The 23,490-nt window shown below is 70.4% G+C and carries 36 protein-coding genes; 27 read left to right on the forward strand and 9 right to left on the reverse strand.

The features are described from left to right. Nucleotides 1–153: 153 nt before the first annotated feature. From J8M50_RS02685 to J8M50_RS49990, 4 genes are all read right to left on the reverse strand, one after another. Nucleotides 154–555, reverse strand: a complete 402-nt coding sequence (locus J8M50_RS02685) for a hypothetical protein (RefSeq protein WP_010353373.1) — start codon at nt 553–555, stop codon at nt 154–156. A 53-nt stretch (nt 556–608) separates the two neighbouring features. Next, the gene (locus J8M50_RS02690; RefSeq protein ID WP_040836272.1) at nt 609–2,132 is read right to left on the reverse strand and encodes a sensor histidine kinase; all 1,524 of its coding nucleotides are present in this window, start codon (nt 2,130–2,132) and stop codon (nt 609–611) included. After that, nucleotides 2,119–2,799 (reverse strand): response regulator transcription factor, encoded by a 681-nt coding sequence (locus J8M50_RS02695; protein WP_010353375.1) that lies wholly within the window; start codon nt 2,797–2,799, stop codon nt 2,119–2,121. The genes J8M50_RS02690 and J8M50_RS02695 overlap by 14 nt, the downstream gene beginning before the upstream one ends. 347 nt (nt 2,800–3,146) lie before the next feature. Beyond that, complete coding sequence (locus tag J8M50_RS49990) at nt 3,147–3,407, reverse strand: hypothetical protein (RefSeq protein WP_010353376.1); 261 nt, start codon at nt 3,405–3,407, stop codon at nt 3,147–3,149. Nucleotides 3,408–3,526: 119 nt separating this feature from the next. Between J8M50_RS49990 and J8M50_RS49630 the strand changes: the two genes are divergently transcribed. Beyond that, a complete protein-coding gene (locus J8M50_RS49630; protein ID WP_010353377.1) occupies nt 3,527–4,300 on the forward strand; it encodes a hypothetical protein in 774 nt (257 codons plus the stop codon). 1,055 nt (nt 4,301–5,355) lie between these two features. Here the strand turns inward: J8M50_RS49630 and J8M50_RS02705 are convergent. From J8M50_RS02705 to J8M50_RS02715, 3 genes are all read right to left on the reverse strand, one after another. Then, on the reverse strand, nt 5,356–6,663 hold the full coding sequence (locus tag J8M50_RS02705; RefSeq protein ID WP_223786148.1) for a tyrosine-type recombinase/integrase: 1,308 nt from the start codon (nt 6,661–6,663) through the stop codon (nt 5,356–5,358). Continuing rightward, a complete protein-coding gene (locus J8M50_RS02710; protein WP_141655578.1) occupies nt 6,653–6,880 on the reverse strand; it encodes a hypothetical protein in 228 nt (75 codons plus the stop codon). The genes J8M50_RS02705 and J8M50_RS02710 overlap by 11 nt, the downstream gene beginning before the upstream one ends. Nucleotides 6,881–7,315: 435 nt before the next feature. Then, on the reverse strand, nt 7,316–7,690 hold the full coding sequence (locus J8M50_RS02715) for a hypothetical protein (RefSeq protein ID WP_010353379.1): 375 nt from the start codon (nt 7,688–7,690) through the stop codon (nt 7,316–7,318). Nucleotides 7,691–7,960: 270 nt separating this feature from the next. Between J8M50_RS02715 and J8M50_RS02720 the strand changes: the two genes are divergently transcribed. The 21 genes from J8M50_RS02720 (at nt 7,961) to J8M50_RS02825 (ending at nt 19,826) form a co-directional block, all read left to right on the forward strand. Continuing rightward, nucleotides 7,961–8,266: a hypothetical protein gene (locus J8M50_RS02720; protein WP_078480740.1), complete on the forward strand. Its 306-nt coding sequence runs from the start codon at nt 7,961–7,963 to the stop codon at nt 8,264–8,266. Further along, on the forward strand, nt 8,250–8,480 hold the full coding sequence (locus J8M50_RS02725; RefSeq protein WP_010353380.1) for a hypothetical protein: 231 nt from the start codon (nt 8,250–8,252) through the stop codon (nt 8,478–8,480). The genes J8M50_RS02720 and J8M50_RS02725 overlap by 17 nt, the downstream gene beginning before the upstream one ends. Before the next feature lie 87 nt (nt 8,481–8,567). Continuing rightward, the gene (locus J8M50_RS02730) at nt 8,568–8,780 is read left to right on the forward strand and encodes a hypothetical protein (protein WP_010353381.1); all 213 of its coding nucleotides are present in this window, start codon (nt 8,568–8,570) and stop codon (nt 8,778–8,780) included. Next, nucleotides 8,777–9,742, forward strand: coding sequence for a hypothetical protein (locus J8M50_RS02735; RefSeq protein WP_010353382.1), 966 nt, complete (start codon nt 8,777–8,779; stop codon nt 9,740–9,742). The genes J8M50_RS02730 and J8M50_RS02735 overlap by 4 nt, the downstream gene beginning before the upstream one ends. 70 nt (nt 9,743–9,812) lie before the next feature. Beyond that, nucleotides 9,813–10,334: a hypothetical protein gene (locus J8M50_RS02740; RefSeq protein WP_010353383.1), complete on the forward strand. Its 522-nt coding sequence runs from the start codon at nt 9,813–9,815 to the stop codon at nt 10,332–10,334. Further along, nucleotides 10,331–11,221: a PD-(D/E)XK nuclease-like domain-containing protein gene (locus tag J8M50_RS02745; RefSeq protein WP_010353384.1), complete on the forward strand. Its 891-nt coding sequence runs from the start codon at nt 10,331–10,333 to the stop codon at nt 11,219–11,221. The genes J8M50_RS02740 and J8M50_RS02745 overlap by 4 nt, the downstream gene beginning before the upstream one ends. Beyond that, nucleotides 11,218–12,138: a hypothetical protein gene (locus J8M50_RS02750; RefSeq protein WP_010353385.1), complete on the forward strand. Its 921-nt coding sequence runs from the start codon at nt 11,218–11,220 to the stop codon at nt 12,136–12,138. Before J8M50_RS02745 ends, J8M50_RS02750 begins: the two co-directional genes overlap by 4 nt. Beyond that, nucleotides 12,135–12,404 carry a hypothetical protein gene (locus J8M50_RS02755; RefSeq protein ID WP_141655579.1) on the forward strand — a complete coding sequence of 90 codons (270 nt, stop codon included), beginning with the start codon at nt 12,135–12,137 and terminating at the stop codon, nt 12,402–12,404. Before J8M50_RS02750 ends, J8M50_RS02755 begins: the two co-directional genes overlap by 4 nt. Next, entirely contained in the window at nt 12,401–12,937 is a 537-nt protein-coding gene (locus tag J8M50_RS02760; RefSeq protein WP_010353387.1) for a RusA family crossover junction endodeoxyribonuclease, read from the forward strand. The genes J8M50_RS02755 and J8M50_RS02760 overlap by 4 nt, the downstream gene beginning before the upstream one ends. Continuing rightward, nucleotides 12,934–14,472 carry a DNA cytosine methyltransferase gene (locus J8M50_RS02765; protein ID WP_010353388.1) on the forward strand — a complete coding sequence of 513 codons (1,539 nt, stop codon included), beginning with the start codon at nt 12,934–12,936 and terminating at the stop codon, nt 14,470–14,472. The genes J8M50_RS02760 and J8M50_RS02765 overlap by 4 nt, the downstream gene beginning before the upstream one ends. Next, complete coding sequence (locus tag J8M50_RS02770) at nt 14,469–14,717, forward strand: hypothetical protein (RefSeq protein WP_010353389.1); 249 nt, start codon at nt 14,469–14,471, stop codon at nt 14,715–14,717. Before J8M50_RS02765 ends, J8M50_RS02770 begins: the two co-directional genes overlap by 4 nt. Continuing rightward, nucleotides 14,714–15,253 (forward strand): hypothetical protein, encoded by a 540-nt coding sequence (locus J8M50_RS02775; RefSeq protein WP_010353390.1) that lies wholly within the window; start codon nt 14,714–14,716, stop codon nt 15,251–15,253. The genes J8M50_RS02770 and J8M50_RS02775 overlap by 4 nt, the downstream gene beginning before the upstream one ends. Before the next feature lie 117 nt (nt 15,254–15,370). Then, the gene (locus J8M50_RS02780; protein ID WP_010353391.1) at nt 15,371–15,808 is read left to right on the forward strand and encodes a hypothetical protein; all 438 of its coding nucleotides are present in this window, start codon (nt 15,371–15,373) and stop codon (nt 15,806–15,808) included. An 84-nt stretch (nt 15,809–15,892) separates the two neighbouring features. Next, on the forward strand, nt 15,893–16,792 hold the full coding sequence (locus J8M50_RS02785) for a helix-turn-helix domain-containing protein (RefSeq protein WP_010353392.1): 900 nt from the start codon (nt 15,893–15,895) through the stop codon (nt 16,790–16,792). Beyond that, entirely contained in the window at nt 16,789–17,601 is an 813-nt protein-coding gene (locus tag J8M50_RS02790) for an adenine nucleotide alpha hydrolase family protein (RefSeq protein WP_010353393.1), read from the forward strand. The genes J8M50_RS02785 and J8M50_RS02790 overlap by 4 nt, the downstream gene beginning before the upstream one ends. Nucleotides 17,602–17,667: 66 nt before the next feature. Continuing rightward, on the forward strand, nt 17,668–18,207 hold the full coding sequence (locus J8M50_RS48995; protein WP_010353394.1) for a WhiB family transcriptional regulator: 540 nt from the start codon (nt 17,668–17,670) through the stop codon (nt 18,205–18,207). 24 nt (nt 18,208–18,231) lie between these two features. Further along, on the forward strand, nt 18,232–18,432 hold the full coding sequence (locus J8M50_RS02805) for a hypothetical protein (protein ID WP_010353395.1): 201 nt from the start codon (nt 18,232–18,234) through the stop codon (nt 18,430–18,432). Further along, entirely contained in the window at nt 18,429–18,758 is a 330-nt protein-coding gene (locus tag J8M50_RS02810) for a hypothetical protein (protein WP_010353396.1), read from the forward strand. The genes J8M50_RS02805 and J8M50_RS02810 overlap by 4 nt, the downstream gene beginning before the upstream one ends. Next, entirely contained in the window at nt 18,755–19,390 is a 636-nt protein-coding gene (locus tag J8M50_RS02815) for a hypothetical protein (RefSeq protein WP_010353397.1), read from the forward strand. The genes J8M50_RS02810 and J8M50_RS02815 overlap by 4 nt, the downstream gene beginning before the upstream one ends. Before the next feature lie 11 nt (nt 19,391–19,401). Next, the gene (locus tag J8M50_RS02820) at nt 19,402–19,614 is read left to right on the forward strand and encodes a hypothetical protein (RefSeq protein ID WP_010353398.1); all 213 of its coding nucleotides are present in this window, start codon (nt 19,402–19,404) and stop codon (nt 19,612–19,614) included. A gap of 44 nt (nt 19,615–19,658) precedes the next feature. Beyond that, nucleotides 19,659–19,826: a hypothetical protein gene (locus J8M50_RS02825; RefSeq protein WP_158002795.1), complete on the forward strand. Its 168-nt coding sequence runs from the start codon at nt 19,659–19,661 to the stop codon at nt 19,824–19,826. A gap of 57 nt (nt 19,827–19,883) precedes the next feature. Here the strand turns inward: J8M50_RS02825 and J8M50_RS02830 are convergent, their stop codons facing one another. Continuing rightward, a complete protein-coding gene (locus tag J8M50_RS02830; protein WP_010353399.1) occupies nt 19,884–20,339 on the reverse strand; it encodes a RapZ C-terminal domain-containing protein in 456 nt (151 codons plus the stop codon). A 100-nt stretch (nt 20,340–20,439) separates the two neighbouring features. Continuing rightward, the gene (locus tag J8M50_RS02835; protein ID WP_010353401.1) at nt 20,440–20,727 is read right to left on the reverse strand and encodes a hypothetical protein; all 288 of its coding nucleotides are present in this window, start codon (nt 20,725–20,727) and stop codon (nt 20,440–20,442) included. 191 nt (nt 20,728–20,918) lie between these two features. On the opposite strand from J8M50_RS02835, the gene J8M50_RS02840 reads away from it, so the two are divergent. The 5 genes from J8M50_RS02840 to J8M50_RS02860 all read left to right on the forward strand — a co-directional run bounded on the left by J8M50_RS02840 (nt 20,919) and on the right by J8M50_RS02860 (nt 23,413). After that, nucleotides 20,919–21,716, forward strand: coding sequence for a hypothetical protein (locus tag J8M50_RS02840; RefSeq protein ID WP_010353403.1), 798 nt, complete (start codon nt 20,919–20,921; stop codon nt 21,714–21,716). After that, a complete protein-coding gene (locus J8M50_RS02845; RefSeq protein WP_158002796.1) occupies nt 21,713–21,868 on the forward strand; it encodes a hypothetical protein in 156 nt (51 codons plus the stop codon). Before J8M50_RS02840 ends, J8M50_RS02845 begins: the two co-directional genes overlap by 4 nt. Nucleotides 21,869–21,876: 8 nt before the next feature. Beyond that, nucleotides 21,877–22,392 (forward strand): hypothetical protein, encoded by a 516-nt coding sequence (locus tag J8M50_RS02850; RefSeq protein ID WP_075693819.1) that lies wholly within the window; start codon nt 21,877–21,879, stop codon nt 22,390–22,392. Next, complete coding sequence (locus J8M50_RS02855) at nt 22,389–22,745, forward strand: hypothetical protein (protein WP_223786149.1); 357 nt, start codon at nt 22,389–22,391, stop codon at nt 22,743–22,745. Before J8M50_RS02850 ends, J8M50_RS02855 begins: the two co-directional genes overlap by 4 nt. Before the next feature lie 197 nt (nt 22,746–22,942). Then, complete coding sequence (locus tag J8M50_RS02860; RefSeq protein WP_010353406.1) at nt 22,943–23,413, forward strand: nuclear transport factor 2 family protein; 471 nt, start codon at nt 22,943–22,945, stop codon at nt 23,411–23,413. The last annotated feature ends 77 nt before the right edge of the window (nt 23,414–23,490 follow it).

The following is a 23,490-nucleotide window of genomic DNA, read 5'->3' on the forward strand; positions in this document are numbered from 1 at the left end:
GGCAGCGAGCCGACGGCAAGAAGCGCGCGGAGCGGCTGATGGACACCGCCGATCCGACCAGTACGCCCGCTTCCGCCACCAGAGCCGATCCGCTTCCGATGCGCTTCCGCCCGCTCCCCCGCATTAAGAGCCCCGCCTTGAGAGCGCAGGCTCTCAGTCCTCGTCCCGGAACTTCTCCCGCACCGCCTCCTCGTCCAGCGGCACCTTCTCCTCCTCCGGCAGCTCCGCCCCCGCCGCCATGATCGCCGTCTCGTACTCGTCGACCACCTGCTCCACCGTCCGGCCCGTGCACCGCGCGACCTCGGCGACCGCCGCGACCGCCCAGTTCGCCAGCGACAGCCCGAACGCCATCAGCGCGTCCTCGCCCAGCCCCCGCTTCACGCCGAGCAGGTAGGCAAGGTTGAGGTAGGGCACCATCTCCGGCTCCTGCGCACTGCCCGCGCTGGAGCGCACCATCTCGATGGTGGTCCGCGAGGCCTGCCCCCGGAGCGGCAGCAGCCGCTCGCGCTCCGCGTACACCTCGGCCATGATCTGCCGCCGCTGCTTCTTGTTCACGCCGTTCCTCCAGCCGCTCGGGTTTCCCCCAACGTCCCCCATCCGGCGGGTGATTACCTCCCGTTCGATCCAACTATGCGATCAGTTGGACTCGCTTCGGCAGGCGGAAGCCGGAGCAGGAAGCACGCCCCGAGGGTCCGGGGCGCGAGCGTGAGGGTGCCGCCGTGCCGCTGGGCCAGGTCTCGGGCGATGGCGAGCCCCAGCCCGGTCCCCCCGTGGTCACGGGAGCGCGCGTCGTCCAGCCGTACGAACCGCTCGAAGATCCGCTCGGCATCCGCGCCGGGCACCCCCGGCCCGTCGTCGTGCACCGCGAGCACGACCTCCCCGCCCTCCTCCCGGACGGTGACCTGGATCCGGTGCGCGGCGTGCCGGACGGCGTTGTCGACTAGGTTGCGCACCAGCCGCTCGTACCCGTCGGCGTCCCCGAGGACGTACGCGGTCTCCGCACCGCCGAACTTGAGCGCCAACTCCCTCCCCCCGAGCGGATATTGCTCGACGAGCCGGGAAGCGACCCCCGCCAGGTCCACGGCCTCGTCCCCACCGGCCGTCCGCGTGTCCATCCGCGCGAGGAGCAACAGATCCTCGGCGAGCGCCTGGAGCCGCCGGGTCTGCCGGGCGGCGGTGGTCGCGGCGGCGGGCCAGTCCGTACGTTCCGGATAGGCGAGCGCGACCTCCAGGCTGGCCAGCAACGTGGTGAGCGGACTGCGCAGTTCGTGCGCGGCGTCCGCGACGAACCGGCGCTGCTGGGTGGCGGCGGTGTCGAGGCGCTGGAGGGTGGTGTTGATGGTGGTCGCGAGCGCGGCGATCTCGTGCCCCGAGGCGGGCACGGTGACGCGTTCACGGGGGTTGGTCGCGGTGACGGAGGCGGTGAGGACGCGGATCGCCTCGATGGGGCGCAGCGCGATGCGTACGGCGCCGTAGGTCGCGGCGGCGACGAGGACGATGCCGATGAGGGCGGCCCGCAGCAGCAGGCCGTCGACGGTGCCGGTGATCGCGCGGGCCGTGTCCGGGAGCGCCACCACGTAGGCCCGCAGCGTGGCGTCGGCGGCGACGCCCAGCGCGGTGGCCCTGCCGCGGCCCAGCTCACCGGCCCAGATGTCGACGGACAGGACGGGGTGGGTCTGGCCCGCTATGTGGAACTCGTTCACGGGCGGGTCGTAGTCGCTGCGCTCGGGTATGGTCAGCGGCTGGATCGTGTAGCCCCAGCTGTCCTCCGTGATCGCGTTCACCGGCGCGTGGACCCTGGGCGGGGCGGGCAGCGCATGGCCGGTGCGGGGATCGAAGAAGTCCATGCCCCCGCCGGCGGCGACAGGGCTGAGCCGGTCGGTCGCGACGACCTCGAACGGCAGGACACTCCTGCGACTGGGAACCGCCCCATCCTTCAACTGGTCGACGAGAGCGAAGAGTTGCAGACGAGCCTGTTCCTCGACGATCCGCGCGCTCTCGTGGTCGACCTCGTGATGCGTACGCCAGCCGATCCCCAGCAGGATGACGGCGGCGGTCACCGCGGCGGTCACCGCGGAGACGGCCCGCACCGACCGAGGCCACCAACTCCGCCGCCGCTCAGCCGCGTTCACGGTCGTCCACCAGCCGGTACCCCGTACCCCGCACGGTCTGGAGGGACTGCCGCTCGAACGCGGCGTCCACCTTCTTGCGCAACGCGCTCACCCGCACCTCCACCAGGTTGGGATCCAACGCCTCGTCGGGCCAGGCGTGATAGAGCAGATCCGCCTTGGACACCGCCTGCCCGGCCCGCCGCGCGAGCAGCTCCAGCACGGCGAACTCCCGGGGCGTGAGATCCACCCGCGTCCCGGCCCGCCGGCAGACCCTCCCGGCGACGTCCAACGACAGGTCCCCCACGGCGAGTACGGGCGGCGCGACCGCCGCCGCCCGCCGGACCAGCGCCCGCAGCCGCGCGACGAGCACCAGGTACGAGAACGGCTTGGCGAGGTAGTCGTCCGCGCCCGTGTCCAGCGCCTCCGCCTGGTCCCACTCCCCGTCCTTCGCGGTGAGCACCAGGATGGGCGTCGCGTTGCCCTCCCGGCGCAACTGCGCGCAGACCTTGTACCCGTTGAGGCCGGGGAGCATCAAGTCCAGTACGACCAGGGCGTATTCGCCGGTCCGGGCCATCCACAGGCCCTGCCGTCCGTCGTGCGCGAGGTCGACGCTGTAGCCCTCGGCGGTCAGTCCGGTGTGCAGGGTCTGCGCAAGGTCCACCTCGTCTTCGACCACCAGGATCCGCATGCGGTGCAGCCTCGCACAGCGCCGGAGCCCTTCCCTGACCGTCCGGTCAGCTTGGATCAGCAACGGGTCAACGGGGCCCGGGCACGCTGACGGCCCGCCACCGGAAGGGCCCCATTGATGTCCGTTCTTGTCGCAGCCGAGCCGGTCTCCACCCCCGTACGCCCTCGTCTTTCTGTCTGGCCCATCGCCCTGGCCCCCTCCGCCCTGGCCCTGGCCCTGGGCCTGTGGGGCATCCGCCGCCAGAACACCCTGTGGGGCGACGAGGCGGTCACGTACGACCTGGCCCACCGCGACCTGGCCCAGATCTGGGCCACGGCCCAGCACGTCGACCTGGTCCACGCCCTGTACTACGCCGTGATGCACGCCGTCTTCACCGTCCTGGGCGACGGCCTGCTGACGCTACGGCTCCCCTCGGCCCTGGCGATGTCCTCGGCGGCGGCCGGGGTCACGCTCCTGGGCCTGCGCCTGGCGGGCCCGCGCGCCGGTCTCCTGGCCGGGCTGGCGTTCGCGGTCCTCCCGCAGGTCCAGAAGTACGCGCAGGAGGGCCGGTCGTACGCGATGGTCTGCGCGCTGGTCACGTGGGCGACGTACGCGCTGGTGACCCCCACGCGGTGGCGCTGGCCGCTGTACGGCTCGACGATGCTGCTGGCGTGCCTGCTCCACGAGTTCGCGGCGCTGGCTCTGGCGGCTCACGGGGTCACGCTGCTCGTCTCGCGTCGGGGGGGCGTTGAGGGCGTGGGGATGGACGGCCGGGGTCATCGTCGCCGGCCTGCTCCCGCTGGCGCTCCGCAGCGCGGGCCAGTCGTCCCAACTGGCGTGGATCGAGAGCCCGGTACGGCTTCCCGGGGTCCTGCTCATGACGGCGCTGGCGCTGGCCTGCGCGGTGACGCCGCTGCGGCGCCCCGTACACCTCAAGGCGCTGGCCGTCCCCTTGGCCGTACTCCCGACGCTCCTCCTGCTCCTCGCCTCCCTGATCAAGCCGGTGTTCGTGGACCGCTACGTCCTCTTCAGCAGCACGGGAACGGCCCTGCTCCTGGGCGCGTGCCTGGACTACACGCTCCGCAGAACCCCGCTAATCACAGGCGTAGCAACACTCACGGCGTTGTTGGCCCTAACCCCGGCGAGCCTCGCCCTCCGCACTCCCGAGAGCCGAACGAACAACGCCACGGCCATCACCACAACCGTCCAGGAGACAGCCCACCCGACCGACGGCGTCCTCTACCTCCCGTCCCAATCCCGCACCCTGACGACCCCCCTCCCCATGGACCTGGCCCTAGCCCAGACCCCCAAGGCCTCGAACACCCTGACGGGCATCGAGTTCCCCGCCCAGGCCATACCCACCCGGATGCTGAGATTCGACCGCCTCATAGTGATCCACACAGGGGGCCCGACCACACCCCAGGACAAGGCAAAGACGACCACCTTGCGCGACCACTTCCGCCGACATGGATCAACGCAGGTCAACGGGGCACGCATCAGCGTCTACGTCAGGGTCAGGTGACCCGGGGATGCAGAGCCCAGAAGAGTCGACCCCGAAGCAGGGATGGGACGTGTCGGCATTGCCCAGATTCCCGAACCTCTGCCTTACCGATGAACGCCACGAACACCGAGGCCGACCGGAACTTCCCCCACAAGTAACGAAACCCAGCCCAGCAACCAGATAAAGCCCCAGCTCACGCGCTGTGGTCCCCGCACATGCGGGGGTGGTCCCGAACGGGAGCTGTTGCGCTTCCTTCGCCCGGCGTGGTCCCCGCACCTGGCAATCCCAGTAACGCTCGATCCAGAGCCGAGAGCCCACATCAGCTGACATGAGACTCGGGGAGCGCGGAGCAGGGGGGCAGGACTCCTCCCTCGCGCTCCCCAAGTGCTGTGAAGTGAAAGGTTGTACCCAGTGGCTTGGCTGCACACCGGTCCCCGATGACGAGCCAGGCCCGGCCAGGCGGGAGATCTCGGGGTGGAAAGTTCCCGGCATCGGTGACATCGACGTCGGTCCCGGGAGCTTTCGGCTGTCCGCGCTGCCCACAGGCGAGACCCGCGCTGCATACGCCGGCAGCGCCCTCCGATCCACTGCGGAAAAGGGTCCCCTGAGGCGACCGCAGATCAGCGACGCCCCCCTGCCCCCATATCCACCCCAGCGGCCACTGCCGCCCGAACCCCTCCCGCGCGCCAGCGGACGGTACGGGAGACCTCCCCTCAGAGAGCTACCGAACCTCGATGTGCACCATGCGCCGCCCCCCCCACCGCCGGAACAGCGCAAAAGGCTCCACGTCCCCAATCAGAGCCAGTGTGCCCACAGGAGACACAAAAGACCCCCTCCGACAAGCGTTTCCGCAGGTCAGAGGGGGTCCAAAGAAGTGGAGCCTAGGAGAGTCGAACTCCTGACATCCGCCATGCAAAATCACGTCACGTGATTACCGAGGCTGGCCGAGTCTCGCCGAGTAGCTCCGAGTGCAGGTCAGGGAATTGCGCCCCACCGAAAACGAGGCTCGCCGAGTGTCGCCGAGCCTCACCGAGTGGGGTTTGTGGATTCGATGTGGACTCCACCCCCGTGCGGCGTCACGAGACGGCCCGCAGGTGACGACCATCGCCGCCGCCCTCCAGAGCTTCACGCACCCGGTCCGCAGCACCTTCGCTGCCGTGCGTGTACAGCCACGTGACCCGGCCACCGCGCTCCTGCCCCAGCATGAGCTGGACGTCCTTCTCGCTCACACCGCGAGCGTGCAGACGGCTCGCCAGCGCGTGCCGGTAGTCGTGCAGGCGCGGCCAGTACTCCTCCCGGCCCGTCTCCGGGTCCTTGATGAGCCGCGCCAATCCCACTTCCTTGATCGCGGGAATCCATACCCTCCTACGGAAGTTGTTGCCTCGAAGCACCCCGTCCATCTTGGTCTTCACCCCCTTCAGCGAGCGGACCTCGCCAGCCATGGGGCCGCGGAACACCAGCTCTTCCGGGCAGAGCCCGTCACCTACGGCCGTCACGGCGGTGGAGGCCGGCAGGCGCTCCAACATGAGCCGAGCGGCGGCGACGGCCGCCGAGGTGAGCGGCACCGTGCGGTAGCCCGCGACCGTCTTCGGCATTGCCTGGCGGACGATGGTCCCTTTGTCGTCGACCAGGATGTGTCGGACCTCGGCGGTGCCCTTGTCCAGGTCGAGGTAGCAAGCCCTCAGGCCGACGATCTCTCCCCAGCGCATGCCCGTCTCGTGCGCGAAGTCGACGAGGGGGCGGTACCAGGTGGGGATCACCTCGCGGACGAGGGCGTACTGCTCCTCGGTGGGCGGCTTGAGCTCTTCCGGGTGCTTGGCCGGGGCAGGCGCCGTGATGGTGACCGAGTCCAGCGGGTTCTTCACGATGCGGTCGTCGATGACTGCGGCGCGCATCAACGCGCGCATCAACTCACGGACCTTCACCTGGGTGGCGTGGCCCTTCACGTCGGTCCGCATCCACGCCTGAACTTCGGCGTGCCGGATGGAACTCAGCTTCCGCTTGCTCCACTTGGGCTCGATGTGGCACGTCCACAGCGACAGCTTACGGTTGCGTGTGGTGGGTCGGACGGGCATGTGTCCGGGCCACCATTCCTCCCACCAAGTGGCGAGGGTGATCTCGCCGCGCTTGGGGTCGAGGTACGTGCCGGAGCGGACGGCTTCCCGGACCTTGTCGAGGAAGGCGTTGGCGTCCTTGGCCTTCGGGAAGTTCTTCGCCTTCTGGTTGCCGTCGGCGTCGCGGTACCGGGCTTGCCAGGAGCCGAGGCAGTCGCGCCGGCGCTTTCGGTCGCCGAACTTGTCGGTCGGGTATTCCTCCATGCAGAGGATGCAGCCGCACGACTTCGTCCTGAGCTGGCGGGGGTTGTTGGTGGCCCTACGAGGCATTGCGCCCCCTGCGGGTGGTGGCGAGGAATGCCGTCGCCTCCGCGCGGGAGGGCAGGGTCTTGCTTCGGTGCTTTCCGCCGGTGCGGTATCGCGCCCTCCACGGGCCGACACACGCGGAGTTCGGTGGGCGCTCGCCGTGCGTCTCGGGCGGGTAGTCGATGTAGCAGTCGTGGCAGCCGCACTTGGGGCTGCCGACCTGCTCGGGTTCAGGCGCCAAGGCGCATCACCTCGTCAGTCTGTCGCTGGTTGGGTATGCGGGGCAGTAGCCCGATGGGATCCCCACACCAGCATCGTGCACCCAACTCCGGCTGCTCGACGGCCAATTCAGAAAGAACGGCGCGGAGCGCTCGGAGGGCGAATTCGTGTAGCAATTCGCTGGGCAGAGTGATCAGGTTCTGCTCGGCATCCCAGGGCTCTTTGAGCCTGGCGAGAGGCGCGTAGCGGACACGGATGCACATGATTCCCCCCTGGTTACACGTGTGGCGTGGTGATGCCAATGGGGGAGGACATCGGCCGTGCGCTCGACCGTACCCCGCGAGTCAGCGGAAAGCGACCGCCCTGTGCAGATTCAGTAGCGGGGAGTGACGAAGTCCGCTTCTTGTTGAGACTCAGCTAGGCAAGCGAGGGTTGTACGTGAGTTTCTGATAGCCAATCAGACGTTTTGCTCGTTGCTGTCACCTAGGGCCCTGGCCTGGATCAACAGCATCTTCTGCTGTTCCTCCGTAAGTCGGTCCATCTCCTTCAGCATCGCTTCCCGGCGGTCCGGCGAAAGCGGGGCAGGCGGTCTTTTTCCGGTGGCAGCGAAGAGTCTCAGCTCGCTGAACTTAGGGAAGGCGGCAGACAGGGCGCGGATGGCATCGGAGCGTGGAACGCGCTTGCCGAGCGACCAGTGATTCACTGCGGCGGCGGAGAGCTTCAGGCCCTGCTTTTCGAGGCGCCGCGCGATCTCACTGTCACTGACGTCGTACTCCGCCTTCAACGCGGCAAGCGCTTCGGCGAACGTCTCGCCCTCTCCCTGGTCACTCACAGGCGTAAGGGTGCCCTCACCTTCTACTTTACGCAACTAAAAGTAGAAGGTTGGCCGGTTCCATGGCGGCGCGCAACCTCCCCGTCGTACGCCACCGCGCACAACATGTACCACCACCATAGAACGCACATTCGATAGACGTGAAGCCCCCACCCCTCTCTCGGCGAAACTCGGCGAGACCCTGTTGACGCAACCACAACTTCAACTGTAGAACTGTTGCAACGCCTCACCTGGTGGGGCAGATACACACCAATCGGCACGAGGTCCCGCATGACCAACCTGCACCGCAAGGGCGAAGGCCAGCCACTCAGAACCGCCATGGAGCGGGCCGGACTATCCGGCCCGAAGCTGGCGGCCGAGACCAGGCGGGTCGACCCCGAAGGGCGCGGCATCAGCGCAGCAGCCGTCGGCAGGGTTGCAGGAAGGGGAAAGACCGCCCGCAACGAGTGCCGACTCCGCACCGCATGGCTTATCGCCGATGCGCTTGGACAACCCCTCCAGGACCTCTTCCGCATGCCTTCACCTTCAACACCAACAGTAGAAAGGTTGAACTCCTCCGATGCCGAAGAAGAGTGACCGCCAGGTCGTCTCCCTCCCGGGTGGCCTGGTCCCGCTGCTCAACCAGAAGCAGCTGGAGAAGTACTACGACGTGTCCGACTGGACCGTCCTCCAGTGGATCAAGGCGGGAATGCCCGTGGAGCCCTTCGCGGGCCGTGGCCGGCGCTTCGACCTGAACAAGGTCAGCGGCTGGATGGCCGAGCACGGCCAGCAGCTCGCCGCCAGCGCCTGACCCCTGATGCGCCGAAGGGCCGCCCGACTTCCCGGCCCGGCGACCCCCGACTCGGCGCCCCTACCCATCACAGAAAGAGAGGCCACCGTGGCCATCGAGATTACCCACCCCACGTCCGGCGACTTGATCGCCCCCAACGGCAACGTCTGGCGCGCGACCCCGCACACGCGGAACGGCGCGGTGCTGTACGTGATCGACGGCGTCGACCCGGAGAAGTGCCCGCGTCTGGTGATGTCGACGCGGATGGAGCTGGAGGAGATCTTCGGTACGGAGCTGCCGCTGCTGGGTGGTGCGGCGTGAGCGACTCGATCCTCGTCCGTATCTCCCTGGTTGACCGCGATGACCGGATCGGCCAGCAGGAGCAGCAGGTGCTGGTCCAGGTTCAGGTCCCCGGGGTTGCCCGTGTCGGGTGGCGTCTGCCGATTCGGATGCACGCCTCGCTGGTGTTGAGCCCGTGGGAGGACGCGCTCCGTGACGTATTCCTCTACTCGGACCGGCGGTTCTTGCCTGAGCCGGACGCCCAGGTGAGGGCGGCGCGTGAGCGAGTTCGCGGGTGGCTGGCGGAGCCGGAGAACAAGGTTGCGATGCATGCGGCGTGGGTCTCGGACCGGATTCTCCGGGACCCGATCACGCGGCGGCTGCACGAGCAGGTGATCGTGCGGGACGCGGAAATTCAGCAGTTGCGCGCGGAGGTGGGGTCGGAGCACTTGGCGTACGAGCGGTTGCGGGTGGCGTTGGAGTCGCCGCGTCGGGACCGTCGCGTACTGCGGGCTCGGGTCGCCGAGTTGGAGGGGACCCTCCGTCAGATCCGGTACCTGCACACCGACTCGCCGATGGGTCCCTGCCCGGTGTGCATCGACGCAGACGCGTTGGGGCGCGGTAAGGACTACACGGTGCCTTGGCCGTGCCCGACGGCGCAGCTCACGGGGGCGGAGGAGTTCGTCCCGGACGGGATCACGCGGCGGCTCGCGCCGACGCAGACCCTCCAGCCCGAGCCCGAGGCGCCCGCGCTCATCATTCACCGCGCGCAGTGGGACTCGATGCCCCTCGGCCTCTACTCCACGCCGGACGCCGCGCGCGCCCACTGCGAGGACCACGCCCGCCGCGACCTGCCGACGGCCGCCGCCATCGACTGGGTCACGGACCCGGAGGACGGCGTCGCCGAGCTGCACGCCACGGTCGACGGGGAGCAGGGCCCGACCGGCTACACGGTCGTCCCGCTGGAGGTCACCTCGGAGTACGACGAGGAGGCCGACGAGTGATCGTCATCATCACCAGCGCGTTCCTCGCCTTCTGGCTCCTCGGCTGCTGGGCCGTCGTCAGGGGGACCCGATGAGCATCCGTCACGTCATCGAGAGCGCCCTGCGCGCCTACTACGCGGACGCCGCCGAACCGGGCCCCATCGCCCGCGACGTACTCGCGCAGTACACCGCCGGGTGCGAGGCCGCGGTCCTCCGTCGTGCGGCCGACGCCATCGCCGCGCTGCCGCAGGACTACGAGTGCGACCCCGGCCGGGGTGACGCGGTCGAGCGCCTCCGCCGTACGGCAGCCGGGATCGAGCGGGAGAAGAGCAGCCCCGTCGGGGCCGATGCCACTCCCACCGAGGCCGACCGTGCGTACCGCGACGGCTACACCACCGGCCGCATGCATGCCGGGCCCGACGGGTGGCGGCTCGCCGAGTACACGCCCGTGTTCACGACCAGCGACGGCACCGACCGGCCCATCTCCGAGCTGCGGCACCGCTCGTGCGGGGGCCTGCTCCAGGGCGTCGGCCCGCATTCCCTCGTCGACCTCATGGCGCTCGCCGCACAGCACGAGTGCCAGCACACCCCCAGGAAGGACGGCGCCTCATGACGACCGTCGTGCAAGCCGGGGCTTCGGCCCCGGCCGCCGGCCCGGACCCCATCACCGAGCCCGGCATCTACGAGATGACGAACGAGGAGTACCACTCCCACCGGTACGCCCTCTCCTCCAGCGGCGCCCGCAAGCTCCTCGCGCCGTCCTCGCCCGCGCACTTCCGCTACGAGCAGGACAACCCGCAGGAGCCGAAGAAGGTGTGGGACATCGGCAACGCCGCCCACAGGCTCGTGCTCGGCAACGGCCCCACGCTCCAGCTCGTCGACTACGAGCGGTGGGACACGAAGGTCGCGAAGGCCGAGGTCGCCGAGGCCCGCGAGGCCGGGGCGGTCCCGCTGAAGCGCGGAGAGTACGAGCAGGTGCACGCGATGGCGGACGTCCTCCGACGTCACCCTGTCGCCTCGCTCCTGTTCGACCCCGAGCACGGCACCCCCGAGCGCTCCCTGTTCTGGCGCGACGAGCCGACCGGCGTCATGCGGCGGGCCCGGCTGGACTGGCTGCCGAACCCGCGCTCCGGGCGGCTGATCATCCCGGACTACAAGACCTGCCGCAGCGCGAACCCGGAGGCGCTGGAGCGGGCGATCGAGGAGTACGGCTACCACCAGCAGGACGACACCTACCGGTCCGGCTGCCGCGCCCTCGGGATCGCCGACGACGACGCCGCGTTCGTCTTCGTCTGCCAGGAGAAGACCGCCCCGTACGTGATCACCGTCGTCGAGGTGAACGCGACCGCCCGCCGGATCGGCGCCGCCCGCAACCGCCGTGCCCTGGAGGTCTTCGCCGAGTGCACCCGCACCGGCTACTGGCCCGGCTACAGCGACGACGTCGTCCCCCTCTCCCTCCCCGGCTGGGCCGAGACCCGAGACACCCTGGAGTACCTGTGAACTACCCCGTAGAGCAGCAGTTCGCGGCCCCGGCCGCGCCCGCGCCGACGTTCATCGGGCAGGGAACGGCGGTCGAGCAGTCCCGCGCGGTCGCCGAGGTACAGGCCGCCGTGATCGTCGCCCGCCAGTTCCCCCGCAACGAGGCGATCGCGGTCCAGAAGATGCGCACCGGGTTCGAGCAGCACAGCCTCGCCGTCCGCTCGTTCTTCCGCTTCCGCCGTGGCTCCTCGAACGTGTCCGGCGAGACGATCCAGTTCGCCAAGGAGCTGGCCCGCTGCTGGACGAACATCCACTACGGCGTGCACGAGCTGCGTCGCGACGACGCGGCCGGCGAGTCGGAGATGCAGGCGTGGGCGTGGGATCTGGAGACCAACGAGCGCGCGTCCACGACGTTCATCGTGCCGCACACCCGGTGGACGAAGGACTCGGGCGGTACCCGGCTGGAGGACCCGCGCGACGTCTACGAGAACAACTCGAACAACGGCGCCCGCCGTCTCCGGGAAATGATCTTCTCCGTTCTGCCGGACTGGTTCCGCGAGCAGGCGAAGGCGATCGCCACGAACACCGTGGAGAACGGGCAGGGGAGCAAGCCGCTCGCGCAGCGCGCCGCCGACTGTATCGCCCACTTCGAGGGCCTCGGCGTCACCGTTGAGCAGTTGGAGGAGAACCGCTCCGGGCGTCCGTCGGGAAAGTGGACGAACCTCGACCTCGGGCAGCTCTCGATCATCTCGGAGTCGATCCGGCGCGGTGAGATCACCGTGGAGGAGGAGTTCCCGCAGCCGAGGGTGACCGCCGGGGAGATCCGACAGCAGCACGAGCAGCAGAACGGCCAGCCGACGGCCGCCGAGACGCCGTCGGCGGAGGACGGGCAGTCGTGGCCGTCGACCCGTCAGCCGGGGACGGGGGCCCGCTCGTGAGCGCCCTGTCGATGCTCTGCGCGCTGGTCCGCCCGGGGAAGGGACGCCGCCGTGCGGGTCGTCCCTCGGCGCAGCCCGCGGACCCGCACATCGGAATGCTGCGCCCGGTCGAGGCGCTCGTGACCGACCTCGCCCACTGCCCCGCCGAGGAGCGGACGACGCTGCACGCGTTCCTCACGACCGGCGGCCGGATCTGCTGGACGTGCCGCACGTACACCGAGACCGGACCGCTCACCAGCACCCCGCCGACCGGTGGTGCCGAGTGACCACCTTGTTCGACCCCGAGGCTTCGGCCGCCATCACGGCGGCCGGGCCCCGGCCCGCACCCGGCCTCTCCATCACCGTCTACGGCCTCCCCGCCCCGCAGGGCTCGAAGCGCCACGTGGGCAACGGCGTGATGATCGAGTCGTCGAAGAAGGTCAAGCCGTGGCGGCAGGACGTCAAGCAGGCCGCGCTGGACGCCATCGCGGGGCTGGACGGCTGGACGCCGCTCGACGGCCCGCTCGTCGCGTCGATGGTGTTCACCTTCGCCCGCCCCAAAGGGCACTACCGGACCGGCCGCAACGCCCACTTGCTCCGCGACTCCGCGCCCGCGCGCCCGTCGGTGACGCCGGACCTCTCGAAGATCCTCAGGTCGACGGAGGACGCGTTGACCGGCGTCGTCTGGGCGGACGACGCCCGCGTGGTCGGCTACAGCCAGCTCGGGAAGTGGTACGCCGGGACGGACGCGGTCGACGTGCTGACGATGCCGGGGTGCGTGATCCGCGTGTGGCCGCTCGGCGAGGCGGTGCCCCGGTGACACCCCGCATCGGCTCCCTGTGCACCGGCTACGGCGGACTCGACATGGCCGTACAGCAGGTGTTCGGCGGCACGGTCGCCTGGCACTCCCAGTACGAGCCGCCGGACAAGGACGGCCGCGAGGACACCCACCAGTACGCCGCCCAGATCCTCGCCCACCACTGGCCCGACATCCCCAACCACGGCGACCTCACCGCCATCAACTTCCGGCACGTGGAGCCCGTTGACATCCTCACGGCCGGGTTCCCCTGCCAGGACGTCAGCCTCGCCGGGCGCCGCGCGGGCCTCGCCGAGGGCACCCGCTCCGGCCTGTGGCGGCATGTCGCCCGCGCCGTCGCCGAACTCCGACCCCGACTGGTGGTGATCGAAAATGTCCCCGGCCTTCTCTCCGCGCCGGCCGACGGTGACGTGGAACCCTGCACGTGGTGTGTGGGAGACGTCGGCGATGAACCTCTTCTGCGGGCACTCGGTGCCGTTCTCGCAGACCTGGCCCGCCTCGGGTTCGATGCGGAGTGGGGTGTGCTCGGAGCGTCCGCCGTTGGTGCTCCCCACCAGCGTCGACGTGTCATCCTCCTCGCCTGGCCTGCCGACGCCGCGAGCGCGGGACGCCCGAGGGAAGGGCTTCAGCGACGCGTTGCCGAACGTGGTGCAGCTCCTGCCGACGCCGACGGTGTCGGAGGCGAACGGGATCGGGCACGCAGCGGACGGCGGGATGAACCTGCGGCACACCATCTCCCTGCTGCCGACGAGCCCCGGTGTCCGACCTGCGAATGCGGCGAGTGGATGCACGACGCCGGAGGATTCTGCGCCGGATGCCACAACTGCACCGACCCTGAACTCGGGCGCCCCGATGACGCTGCTGCCGACCCCGCGCGCGTCGGAGAACGAGAACCGGCAGACCAGGCGGACGCCGTCGCAGGAAGCGGGGACGCACGGGAAATGCCTGGCCGCCGAGGTGGCACATCTGCTGCCGACCCCGACAGCGACGCCGTACGGGAACAACCAGTCGACGTCGGCCGGGGCTGCGGTACGCCCGTCGCTCGACTCGCTGGCGCCAACGCTGCTGCCCACGCCGACCGTGGCGGACTCCAGGGGGACCAGGAACCGGCGGCCGGACGGATCGCCGTACAGCAGCGGGTACGGGACGACCTTGACGGACGCGACGGCCCTGCTGCCGGCACCTCGGGCAACGGACGGGACGAAGGGCGGACCGAACCAGCGGGGCAGCAGCGGGGACCTGACACTGCCCTCGGCGGCGAACAGGGTGTCGCGTGGGGCGAGTACGAGCCCGCCGTCCGGCGCTGGGAGTCCATCCTCGGACGCTCCGCACCCCGGCCAACCGACGCTCTGGGACGACTAGACCCGCCGTTCGTCGAGTGGATGCAGGGCCTCCCCGCCGGCCACGTCACGGGCGTCCCCGGCCTGCCGCGCGGCGCCCAGCTCAAGGCGCTCGGCAACGGGGTCGTCCCCCAGCAGGCCGCCGCCGCGATCCGGCTCCTCGCCGACCGGACGAGCGTATTCGGACTCGCGTCGTGACCGCCCGTCGGCGCCGTCGCGCCCCGCCGGCCGAGCCCGCGTACACCCCCGGGGCGCTCCTCGACTGGCGCGACTCCTCGCACTGGTCTGAGCGCGAACTCCCTTGCCGGTACTGCGGGTTCGACACCAGCCTCCGCGACTCGAAGGGCAAGCCCGCGCACAAGGTCTGCGCGGAGGACGCCCTCGCCATCCAGGCCGCCGAGACGGCCGCCGCCTACCACCAGAACGGACAGCAAACCGCATGAACATCGAGATCAAGGTCGACGACATCACCCTCAGCACCGTCGTCGCAGAGGTCATGAGCTACGACGAGGACGGCGACCTTGTCCCTGACGGCAAGGAGAAGACCGTCGCCGACCTGGTCGCGGACCGGATCGTCGCGAGCGTCGTCCGTGACGACCGCTACCCGCGGCTTAAGGACCGGGTCACCGAGATTCGCGACGAGGAGATCAGGGCCGCTATCCGCCCGGCGATCGAGCAGGCGGTCAACCGGCCCATCCACAAGACCAACACATGGGGCGAGCCGACCGGGCAGCAGACCACCCTGTCCGAGGTCATCGTCGACGAAGCTCGCAAGTTCATGAACGAGCCCGCCGACAAGTACCGGCGTGAGGGCGGCACCGTCCTTCAGACGCTGGTCCGGGACGAGGTCCACAAGGCGTTCAGCGCGGAGATCGCCGACGCCGTCAAGCAGGCCCGCGACCTTGTCGCCACCCAGCTCGGCGACAAGGTCAGCGACCAGATCACCGCTGCGGTCAGGGCCGGGCTCATGGCCAAGTAGCCACCACTCCGACGGCACACGGGGCACCCCAACGCCCGGCCGTCACCCGGTCCCGCCGACCCCCACGGCGGGACCGGCCCCCACCCCGGCACCACCCAATTCGGAAAGGCCCAACACATGCCCAAGCTCTCCCCCGCCGACGTCCCCACCGTGAAGCTCGACTCCGCGTCCGGCGCGATCGAGGTCAGCCTCACCCGCGAGATGCGGCGCGGCCTGTTCGAGAAGCCCGGCCGCACCGTGTTCGCGATCGTCGAACTGACCTCCAAGAGCTACACCGGTCACGCCGAGCAGGAGGACAAGGACCCCGAGGTGAAGGTCCGCATCACCTCGTGCGAGGTCGCCCGATCCGACGAGGACGCCGCCGCCCTCGCGGACGCCAAGCGCGCGATGTGGAGGGGCCGTCAGATCGACGGGACGCTCGACGAGGTCGGCGAGGGCCCGCAGCGCCCGGACGGCGCGCTCCTCGACGTCACGGTCACCAAGCCGTCCGAGGACGAGCTGAAGGAGCACCGGCGCCGCCAGGAGCAGCGCCGCCGCGACGAGTACGTCCGCTAGCTCCGCACCCCGGGGGCGGTCGTACGAGTCCGCCCCCGAGATCTTGCCGGATCGGTTCCGCAACATCAGTAAGGGAAGACCAGGTTGAACGCCGACGACCGCGTGCAGAGCGTCCGCAACGCGTGGATCAACGCCCTCAGGGCCGAGGTCTTGCGCGTCGGCAAGGGCGTGCCCGAGGTGGCGCGCGCCGTCGGCGTCGGCGTGTGGATCGCCACGTACGCGGACGCGGACGGCTCCAACTCCTTCCCCGGCCGCGACACCTTGGCCACCTTGTCCGGCTGCTCGCAGGAGACCGTCACGAACTCCGTGAAGGTCTTGATGGGCGTCGGTGTCCTCGCCCGGCGCCGCCGGCCGAACGCGTCCCCGATGTACCAGCTCCTCATGCCGCTCAGCGGTGGCCTGGACTGGGGAGCGCACCTCCACCACATGACCGAGACCCGACAGCGGAAGGCGTACGCGAAGAAGAAGGCGGCCGAGACCGCTGCGGCGGTCGCTGCGCTGGAGGCTGACGCCCCTCGGACAGCGTCCACGGACGCTGTGGAAAACCCTCCGGACAGCGACGACGGACGCGGTCCGGACAGCGTCCGTGCCGGGGGTTCCGAAGCCACCGTAGAGAATCCGGACAGCGTCCGTGGACGCCCCCGGACAGCGTCCGTGGACGCCTTCCGGACAGCGTCCGTGGCGGGGGTCTACCAGTACATCCCTACCTTCGGTAGGGACCCCCTCCCCGACCACAACATGGCTGGCCTTGAACCTCAGCCACAGCCGCGCGCGGGCGAAGCCCGTGAAAGCCAGTCAGCCGCCGGTGAAGGTCGAGACGCCACCGCGCCGCCCGCAGACGCCGCACTCGCCGCCGTCCAGGCCCGCGCCGCCCTCACCCGCTGCACCGAGTGCTCCATGCCCCTGCCGTACGGCGCCACCGACCTGTGCCAGGGCTGCGCCGACTGGCACGCCACCACCAACCACGAAAGGCACAGCGCGTGACCACCAACCTGCGCTCCATCAGCTACGGCGGTGGCGTCCAATCCACCGCCCTCCTCGTGCTCGCCGCTCAGCAGCGCATCGACTTCCCTCTGTTCCTGATGGCCAACGTCGGCGATGACTCGGAGAACCCGGCCACCCTGCGGTACGTCGAGGAACACGCCCGCCCGTTCGCCGCCCGTCACGGCATAGAGCTCGCCGTGCTGGACCGGGTGAAGCGCGACGGCACCGTGGAAACCCTGTGGGGACGCCTGACCCGCGAGGGCTCCCGCTCGCTGCCCATCCCGGTCCGCATGTCCAACGGGGCCCCCGGTCAGCGCTCGTGCACCGCCGACTTCAAGATCAAGGTGATCGGGAAGGAACTGAAGCGGCGCGGCGCAACCGAAGCGGCCCCGGCCGTGATCGGGATAGGGATCTCCGTCGACGAGATCCACCGCGCGAACAACCGGCGCACCGAACCGCACGAGGTGGTCACGTACCCGCTGCTGGATCTAGGGCTGCGACGTACCGACTGCGCCCGGGTCATCCGTGAGGCCGGGCTTCCCGTGCCGCCCAAGAGCAGCTGCTTCTTCTGTCCATTCCACCGCCCGGAGACCTGGCACGACCAGCGGCGCGACGAACCCGACCTGTTCGAGAAGGCGTGCCAGCTCGAAGGACTACTGAACCGCCGCCGCGACGAACTCGGCAAGGACCACGTTTACCTCACCCGCTTCGGCAAGCCACTCCGCGAGGCCATCCCCGACGGCGTCGACCTGCTGCCGATGTTCGACGAGGCAGACGGTCTCTGTGACAGCGGCTGGTGCATGACCTGACCAGCCCACCACCTGACCCGCACCGCAAGCCAACCGCCCCACGACCAACACCCCAGGGGGTATCCGATGACCGCCGCCCTCCACGACCTCATGACCCGCACCGAGGGCCTCTCCTGCCGCACCGACCCTGAGCCGTTCTTCAGCCCCAACGCCACCGACCGCCAGTACGCCGCCCGCCAGTGCCACGCCTGCCCCCTGCTCCTCGCCTGCCAGCACCACGCCCTCGCCACCGGGGAGCAGCACGGGGTGTGGGGCGGGGTCGACTTCGAGGCGCGGGCCATGGGCTGCGGCACCGAACGCGGCTACCAGATCCACATCCGCCGCAAGGAGAGCATCTGCCCGCGCTGCCAGTCGGCGCACGACGAGGCGGTGGAGGCGAACCGGCGCCAACTCCTCGCCGAGGCGCACCGGGCGGGCGGGACGACGCGGGGCTACTGGATGCACCGCCGCCTGGGGGAGGAGGCGTGCGTGAAGTGCAAGCGGGCGCAGGCGCGGAAGTCGAAGGAGCGCCGGGAGCGGGCGCACGCGGGCGTGGTGGTGCTCCCGTCCAGTGATCCACTGAACGGCCCTCAGGGGCCCGTACAGCGCCTCCCGCTCGCCGCCTGATCCACCAGACCCCCGGAGGACCCCATGGACCCCAAGTGCCCCGGCTGCCCCACCGGTCGCCGCCACCGCAACCACTACCTCTGCCTCGCCTGCTGGCGCACCCTCCCCGCCTCCACCCGCGGCCGACTCTCCCGCCGCGACGCCCGCGCCATGCTCCGCCTCCGCCAGCTCCACGCCGAGCTGACCGCCGGCACCCCGCTCGCCGTGATCCGGGTCGTCCCGTGACGCGCCGCTTCACCCACGCCCTCGCCGCCCTCTACGCGGTTGTCGCGCTCGCCGTCGCCCACCTCGCCGTCCGCACCTGGACGGCCTCCGTCCCGTACGCGCTCCTCCTCGGCGCCGCCTCCGTGCTCCTCGCCGTGGCGATCGCCCACCACGCCTACAGCCGCGACGAACTCCGCGCGGCCCGCGCCGAGTTGGAGCGCGCCCTCCGCCCCTACACCACCGCCCAAGACACCACCGTCACCGACCTCGTCACCCCGTGCTGCGAGACGTGGTGGACGACGGCCGGCGCCCCGCACACCTGCACCCGGAAGGACCACCCCGCATGAGCGCCTTGAGCCGCGACGCCCGAGCCATCGTCGATGCCGTCAACAGGGTGAAGACGGAGGTCGGACGCCTTGCCAACGCCCTACAGGCGCCCGTCGAAACCACCCCCGACGGGCCGACGACGCCCACCGACGACGGCCGCGTCACCCGGCTGACTGAGATGCTCACCGGCGTACGACCCGAGCCCGACACCTGCCGCTCCATCGAGGTCGACGGCGAGACGATCAGCGTGCGCGGCAGCGGCGACTTCACCGAACAGGACGCGAACTTCTTCCAGGAGATCGTGCGCGCAGCGAAGCGCCGGTATGAGGCCGAGCACGGCACGGCCGACGACGAAGACGAGCTCCGCTGGACCCGCCGCGAGGCACTCGGTGTCCTCCTCTCCCGCGCCGAACGCGGCGTCCTCACCACCGCCGAGGCCGCCCAGCTCCGCGCCCATATGGAGGCGGAGATCCGCGACTGCAACACCGCGCGCAAGGTCGCCCGAGGGAACCGCGACCACGTCCGCTACCTGGCGGGCGAGATCGACCGGCTCACCGCCGAGCTGGAGCAGGCGCAGGCCGCCATCGAGCGCGTGCGCGCCGTGCTGCCCTACGCCGAACAGATCGCCACGACGACCGACCCCACCACCTGACCGGAGGACCCATGGACCAGACCCGGACCACCTACTTCATCCAGTCCCGCCCCGCCACCAGCCAGCCCTGGCAGCGCGCCTCGGGCATCGACGCCTCCTGGGAGTCGAAGGCCAAGGCCCTGGAGCGGCTCGGCTCCCGGCGCGAGATGCAGCCGACGTGGGAACACCGGCTGATGGAGCGCGTCATCACGGTCACCGAGGGCCCCGCCTCAGTAGAGAACTGACCCCGCTGTCGGCCATCCTGAAACCCACCAACCGAGGGGGAACCATGCCTCAGCAGCCCGACCCCGACCACTACGACGACTGCCCCGTCAACACAGGTGACGGCCCCGCCTGGGCGCCGCGCAAGTGCCGGTGCGAGGCGATCAACGCCGAGAACGAGGCGTACGACAGCGAGCCGCCGAACATGTTCGCCATGGAGTGGGGGACCTACTAGCCGACGCAGACCAACGCCCCGTCACCCCGTCCGACGACGGCAGGCGACGGGGCGTCGTCACGCGTGCTTCGACGACGGCAGCACCGGCCGATGCACATCCCGGTGGATCAACTCCACCCGGTACGCGCCCGCCCGCGAGTACTCCATCAGCGCACCGTGAACCATTCGCGCCATCCCGACCGCTCGATGACGTCCGCCCGCGCACCCCGCCGCCACCGTGAACTCCGCAGGGTGCGCCTGGTCCATCAGGATGTGCGTGGCCAGCGCGGTGTTATAGGCCAGCGACTCGGCGCCCGGAGTGCTTCGCACATGCTCGTACACCACCTCGTCGAGGCCGGTCAGATACCGCATCGCAGGATCATGGTGGGGGTTCCGCAGGACGCGGCGCAGGTCGAGGGTGATGTCCGCCTGTGGGGGCGCGAGGGGGGCGCCTGTCGTCTCGTCGAGGGTTCCGATGTGGCCGAACCCGAAGGAGATCACGCGGAGCAGCGGTTGTAAGTCGATGGAAGCCATGCCCCCAGTGTGAGCGCCAGCAGGTCGCCGCACACCCGTTGAGCAGGAGTTTCCCGTCTCCTCTTTCCGTAGGCGCTGAGCGACGCGGGCCAGACGCCCGTCAGTCCTCCGCCGACGGGGCGTCGTCGCGCCGCGACCCCTTCACCACACCCCGAGCGATCTGCGACGCCCGATACCCCGACGTCCCGATCTCCACCCCGATCTCGTCATACGTGCGCCCCTCGTCGTGCGCCGAGATCACCGCCTGCTGCCGCACCTCCCGCAACTCCCGGTGCAGCCCGGGCCAGTCCCTGAGCAGCGCCGACGTCTCCCGCGCCCGCTCCATCGGATCACTGATCGCCTCCAGCGCCCGCAGCGCAGCACGTACCGCCTCAGCCTCGCCCGCCATGATCCGCACCTCCTGACCGGAGCGTAGGGCTGCATGAGCACCCATTAGAGGGGTACCCTTCCGATCGAGAGGGGTACCCCTCTCGGCTGTTCGGACGGGCCGACGACGCCCGACGACGCCCCACAACAAGCGAGCCCCGGCCGGGACGGTCATCCAGGCCGAGGCTCTGACCACAGGAGACGTGACTCCACATGGCTAAGCAGAAGCCTACGCACACCGCACCACCCCCCGGCCCCTGGTACGCCAGACTCGCTACCACCGCCGGCCGCCCCGCTGTCCTCGCCGCCACCCTCCTCATGTCGATGCCCGGCGAGTACCACGTCGCCAAGATGGCTGGCTGGTCCGACCCCTGGGCGTACGGCATGCCGTTCTCCCTCTCCGCGTACGCCGGTATCGCCGCCGTCGTCGCCGCGACCCGGCCCAAGGGCGCACGTGGACGCTGGTCCGCCACCCTCGGCGCCGGGTTCGCGATCTGCCTCGCGCTCGCTGCCCAGGTCGTTGCGCACCTCGTGCAGACCGGGCACATGGACCACAACCAGCCGTGGCTGATCGCGGTCACCTCGATGGTCCCGCCCGCCGTGCTGGCGCATCTCCTGCACCTCGCGGCCACCCCCGTGCCGAGGGCGGAGGCGACGCAGGCCGCGCCCGTCGTCACCATGGAGCGGACCAAGGCCGCGCCCGTACCGCCGATGCCCGCTCAGGCCCCGCAACTCCCCGCCGCCGCCCCGGCCCCGGCCACCGCGCAGCAGCCGCCCGCGATCACGTACGCCGACCCGCGCTGCGCCGCCGTCCGCCCGCTCTACGACGCCGGGACCCGCCCCTCGACGTCGGCCATGCGCGCCGCCCTCATCACCGCGTACGGCACCGCGCCCGGCGACTCCACCATCCGAGGCGTCATCCGCGCCGAGATCGAGCGCCACGAACCCCACCTCGCGCAGCTCCCCCAGCTCGCCCCCGCGCTCCCGCCCGCCGCCGGACAACGCCCGTGAGCACCGCCGCGTTCGCCGTGTTCTTCGTGCTGGCGCTCGCCGCCTCCCTCATCGGCCTCGCCCTGGTCGACCTCCGCACCATCCCGCCCATCACCGGGACCGCGGCCCTGATCCTCACCCTCGCCGCGCTCGGCGTGGCCGTCCTGCGCTAGGACCCCTCGTGAACTACGTGACCTACGGCGGCGTGACCGTCGGACTCTGCATCCTCGGCTACGAACTCACCATCTGGTGGCCCGGCCTCAAGCCGCTGAGGAAGGACCCCGTCAAGCACGCGGCGCGTTTCCTGCCGTTCCTCCTGTCCTGGTCGTACGGCTGCCTCACCACCCTCGGCATCGCCGGACTCATCGGAACCGCCTCCAGCAGCGTCCTCGGCCTGTCCAACTGGCTCGGCGACGCCGCCCTGCTGTGGGGCGTCGGCGAGCAGCCCGGCCAACTGGCCGCCCGAGCGACCTTCACTCCGCTCTCCGGGCCCGGGTCATGCCTCGTGCTGATCCTGACCGCCGTGTTCATCGCGTGCGTGAAGAAGGCCAACGACCACGACGCCGGAGTGCTGAAGCGCGGAGCCTGGTGCGGGATCACGCTCGGTACGAGCGCGGGCGTGGCCGGATTCGCGGCCGTCCCGCTCGCCCTCGCCGCCAACTGGCTCGGCGACAACACGTACGGGCGCATCGGATGAGCAAGGCGAGCGAGGAGGCGGAGGAGCCGTCGCGGGCGTCTGGCGCGTGCGCGCTGGCCGTCCTCGGCGGGGTGGTGGTGGCGGTCGCATTCGCCATCGACGAAGCGGCGGGCGTGCTCTTCGTCGTCACGGCCGGTACGGCGGCACTGTGGCGCTCAGCCCGCCGCATGTCCGATTCGTCCGCCACTCCCCCACCGCAGAAGGGGCGCCCAACCTGCCGCGAATGCGCAGGTCACACGCTTCTCGGCGTGACCCCTCTCGAAGGCCAGAAGGGGATGTCGATCTACACCAGTGCCCCGCCCGACCGGCCCAGCTACACGCACGTGCACATCGCCGAGGGGGTGACCGACTGATGATCCGACGTCTCCTTGCAGCCGCCTACGAGTACTGCGCGAAGTGCGGCTGGTGGGTCAAGGACTGCGGCCACTGACCGCTGGCACACCCGCGTAGCAGACTGGTCACAGGGCCTCGCCGGAATCCCCCCGGGCGAGGCCCTGCTGTCTGCCCCCTGTGGCACCATCCACTCACACACTGTCCAAGGGGGGACACGATGCGCATCCGCGCCACCATCACCGCGACCACCGCGATCCTCACGCTCACCACGCTCGCCGCCTGCTCCTCGTCCGACGACGGCAAGGCCGCGCCTACCACGCCCAGCGTGAGCACCCCGAGCAGCGAACCGAGCCCCGCCGAAGCGTCGACCACGCCCACGTCCGCCACCGGCACCGCCGCCCTGGAGCAGGCCGTCACCGCGTACACCGCCGCCTACTTCAAGGGCGACGCCAGCGCGTACGACACCCTGTCGAAGCGCTGCCAGGGGCAGATCGGCAAGGACGCCTACGCCGGGGTGGTGCAGCAGGCGAAAGCCGACTACGGGGCGCAGACCGTGAAGTCGGTGACCGTGGACAAGATCGCGGGGGACCTCGCGCGGGTCTCGTACGAGGTGTCGTTGCCCAAGTTCAGCCAGGCCGGGCAGGCGTGGGTGCGGGAGGGTGCGGCCTGGAAGTACGACGCCTGCTGACCCAGCACCACCGGGCCCCGTCGACCAGCGTCGGCGGGGCCTCGTCGTACCCGGCGGATTGCAGCCCCCAAGATCCT

This window comes from Streptomyces acidiscabies (genome assembly GCF_020010905.1).
Lineage (GTDB): Bacteria > Actinomycetota > Actinomycetes > Streptomycetales > Streptomycetaceae > Streptomyces > Streptomyces acidiscabies.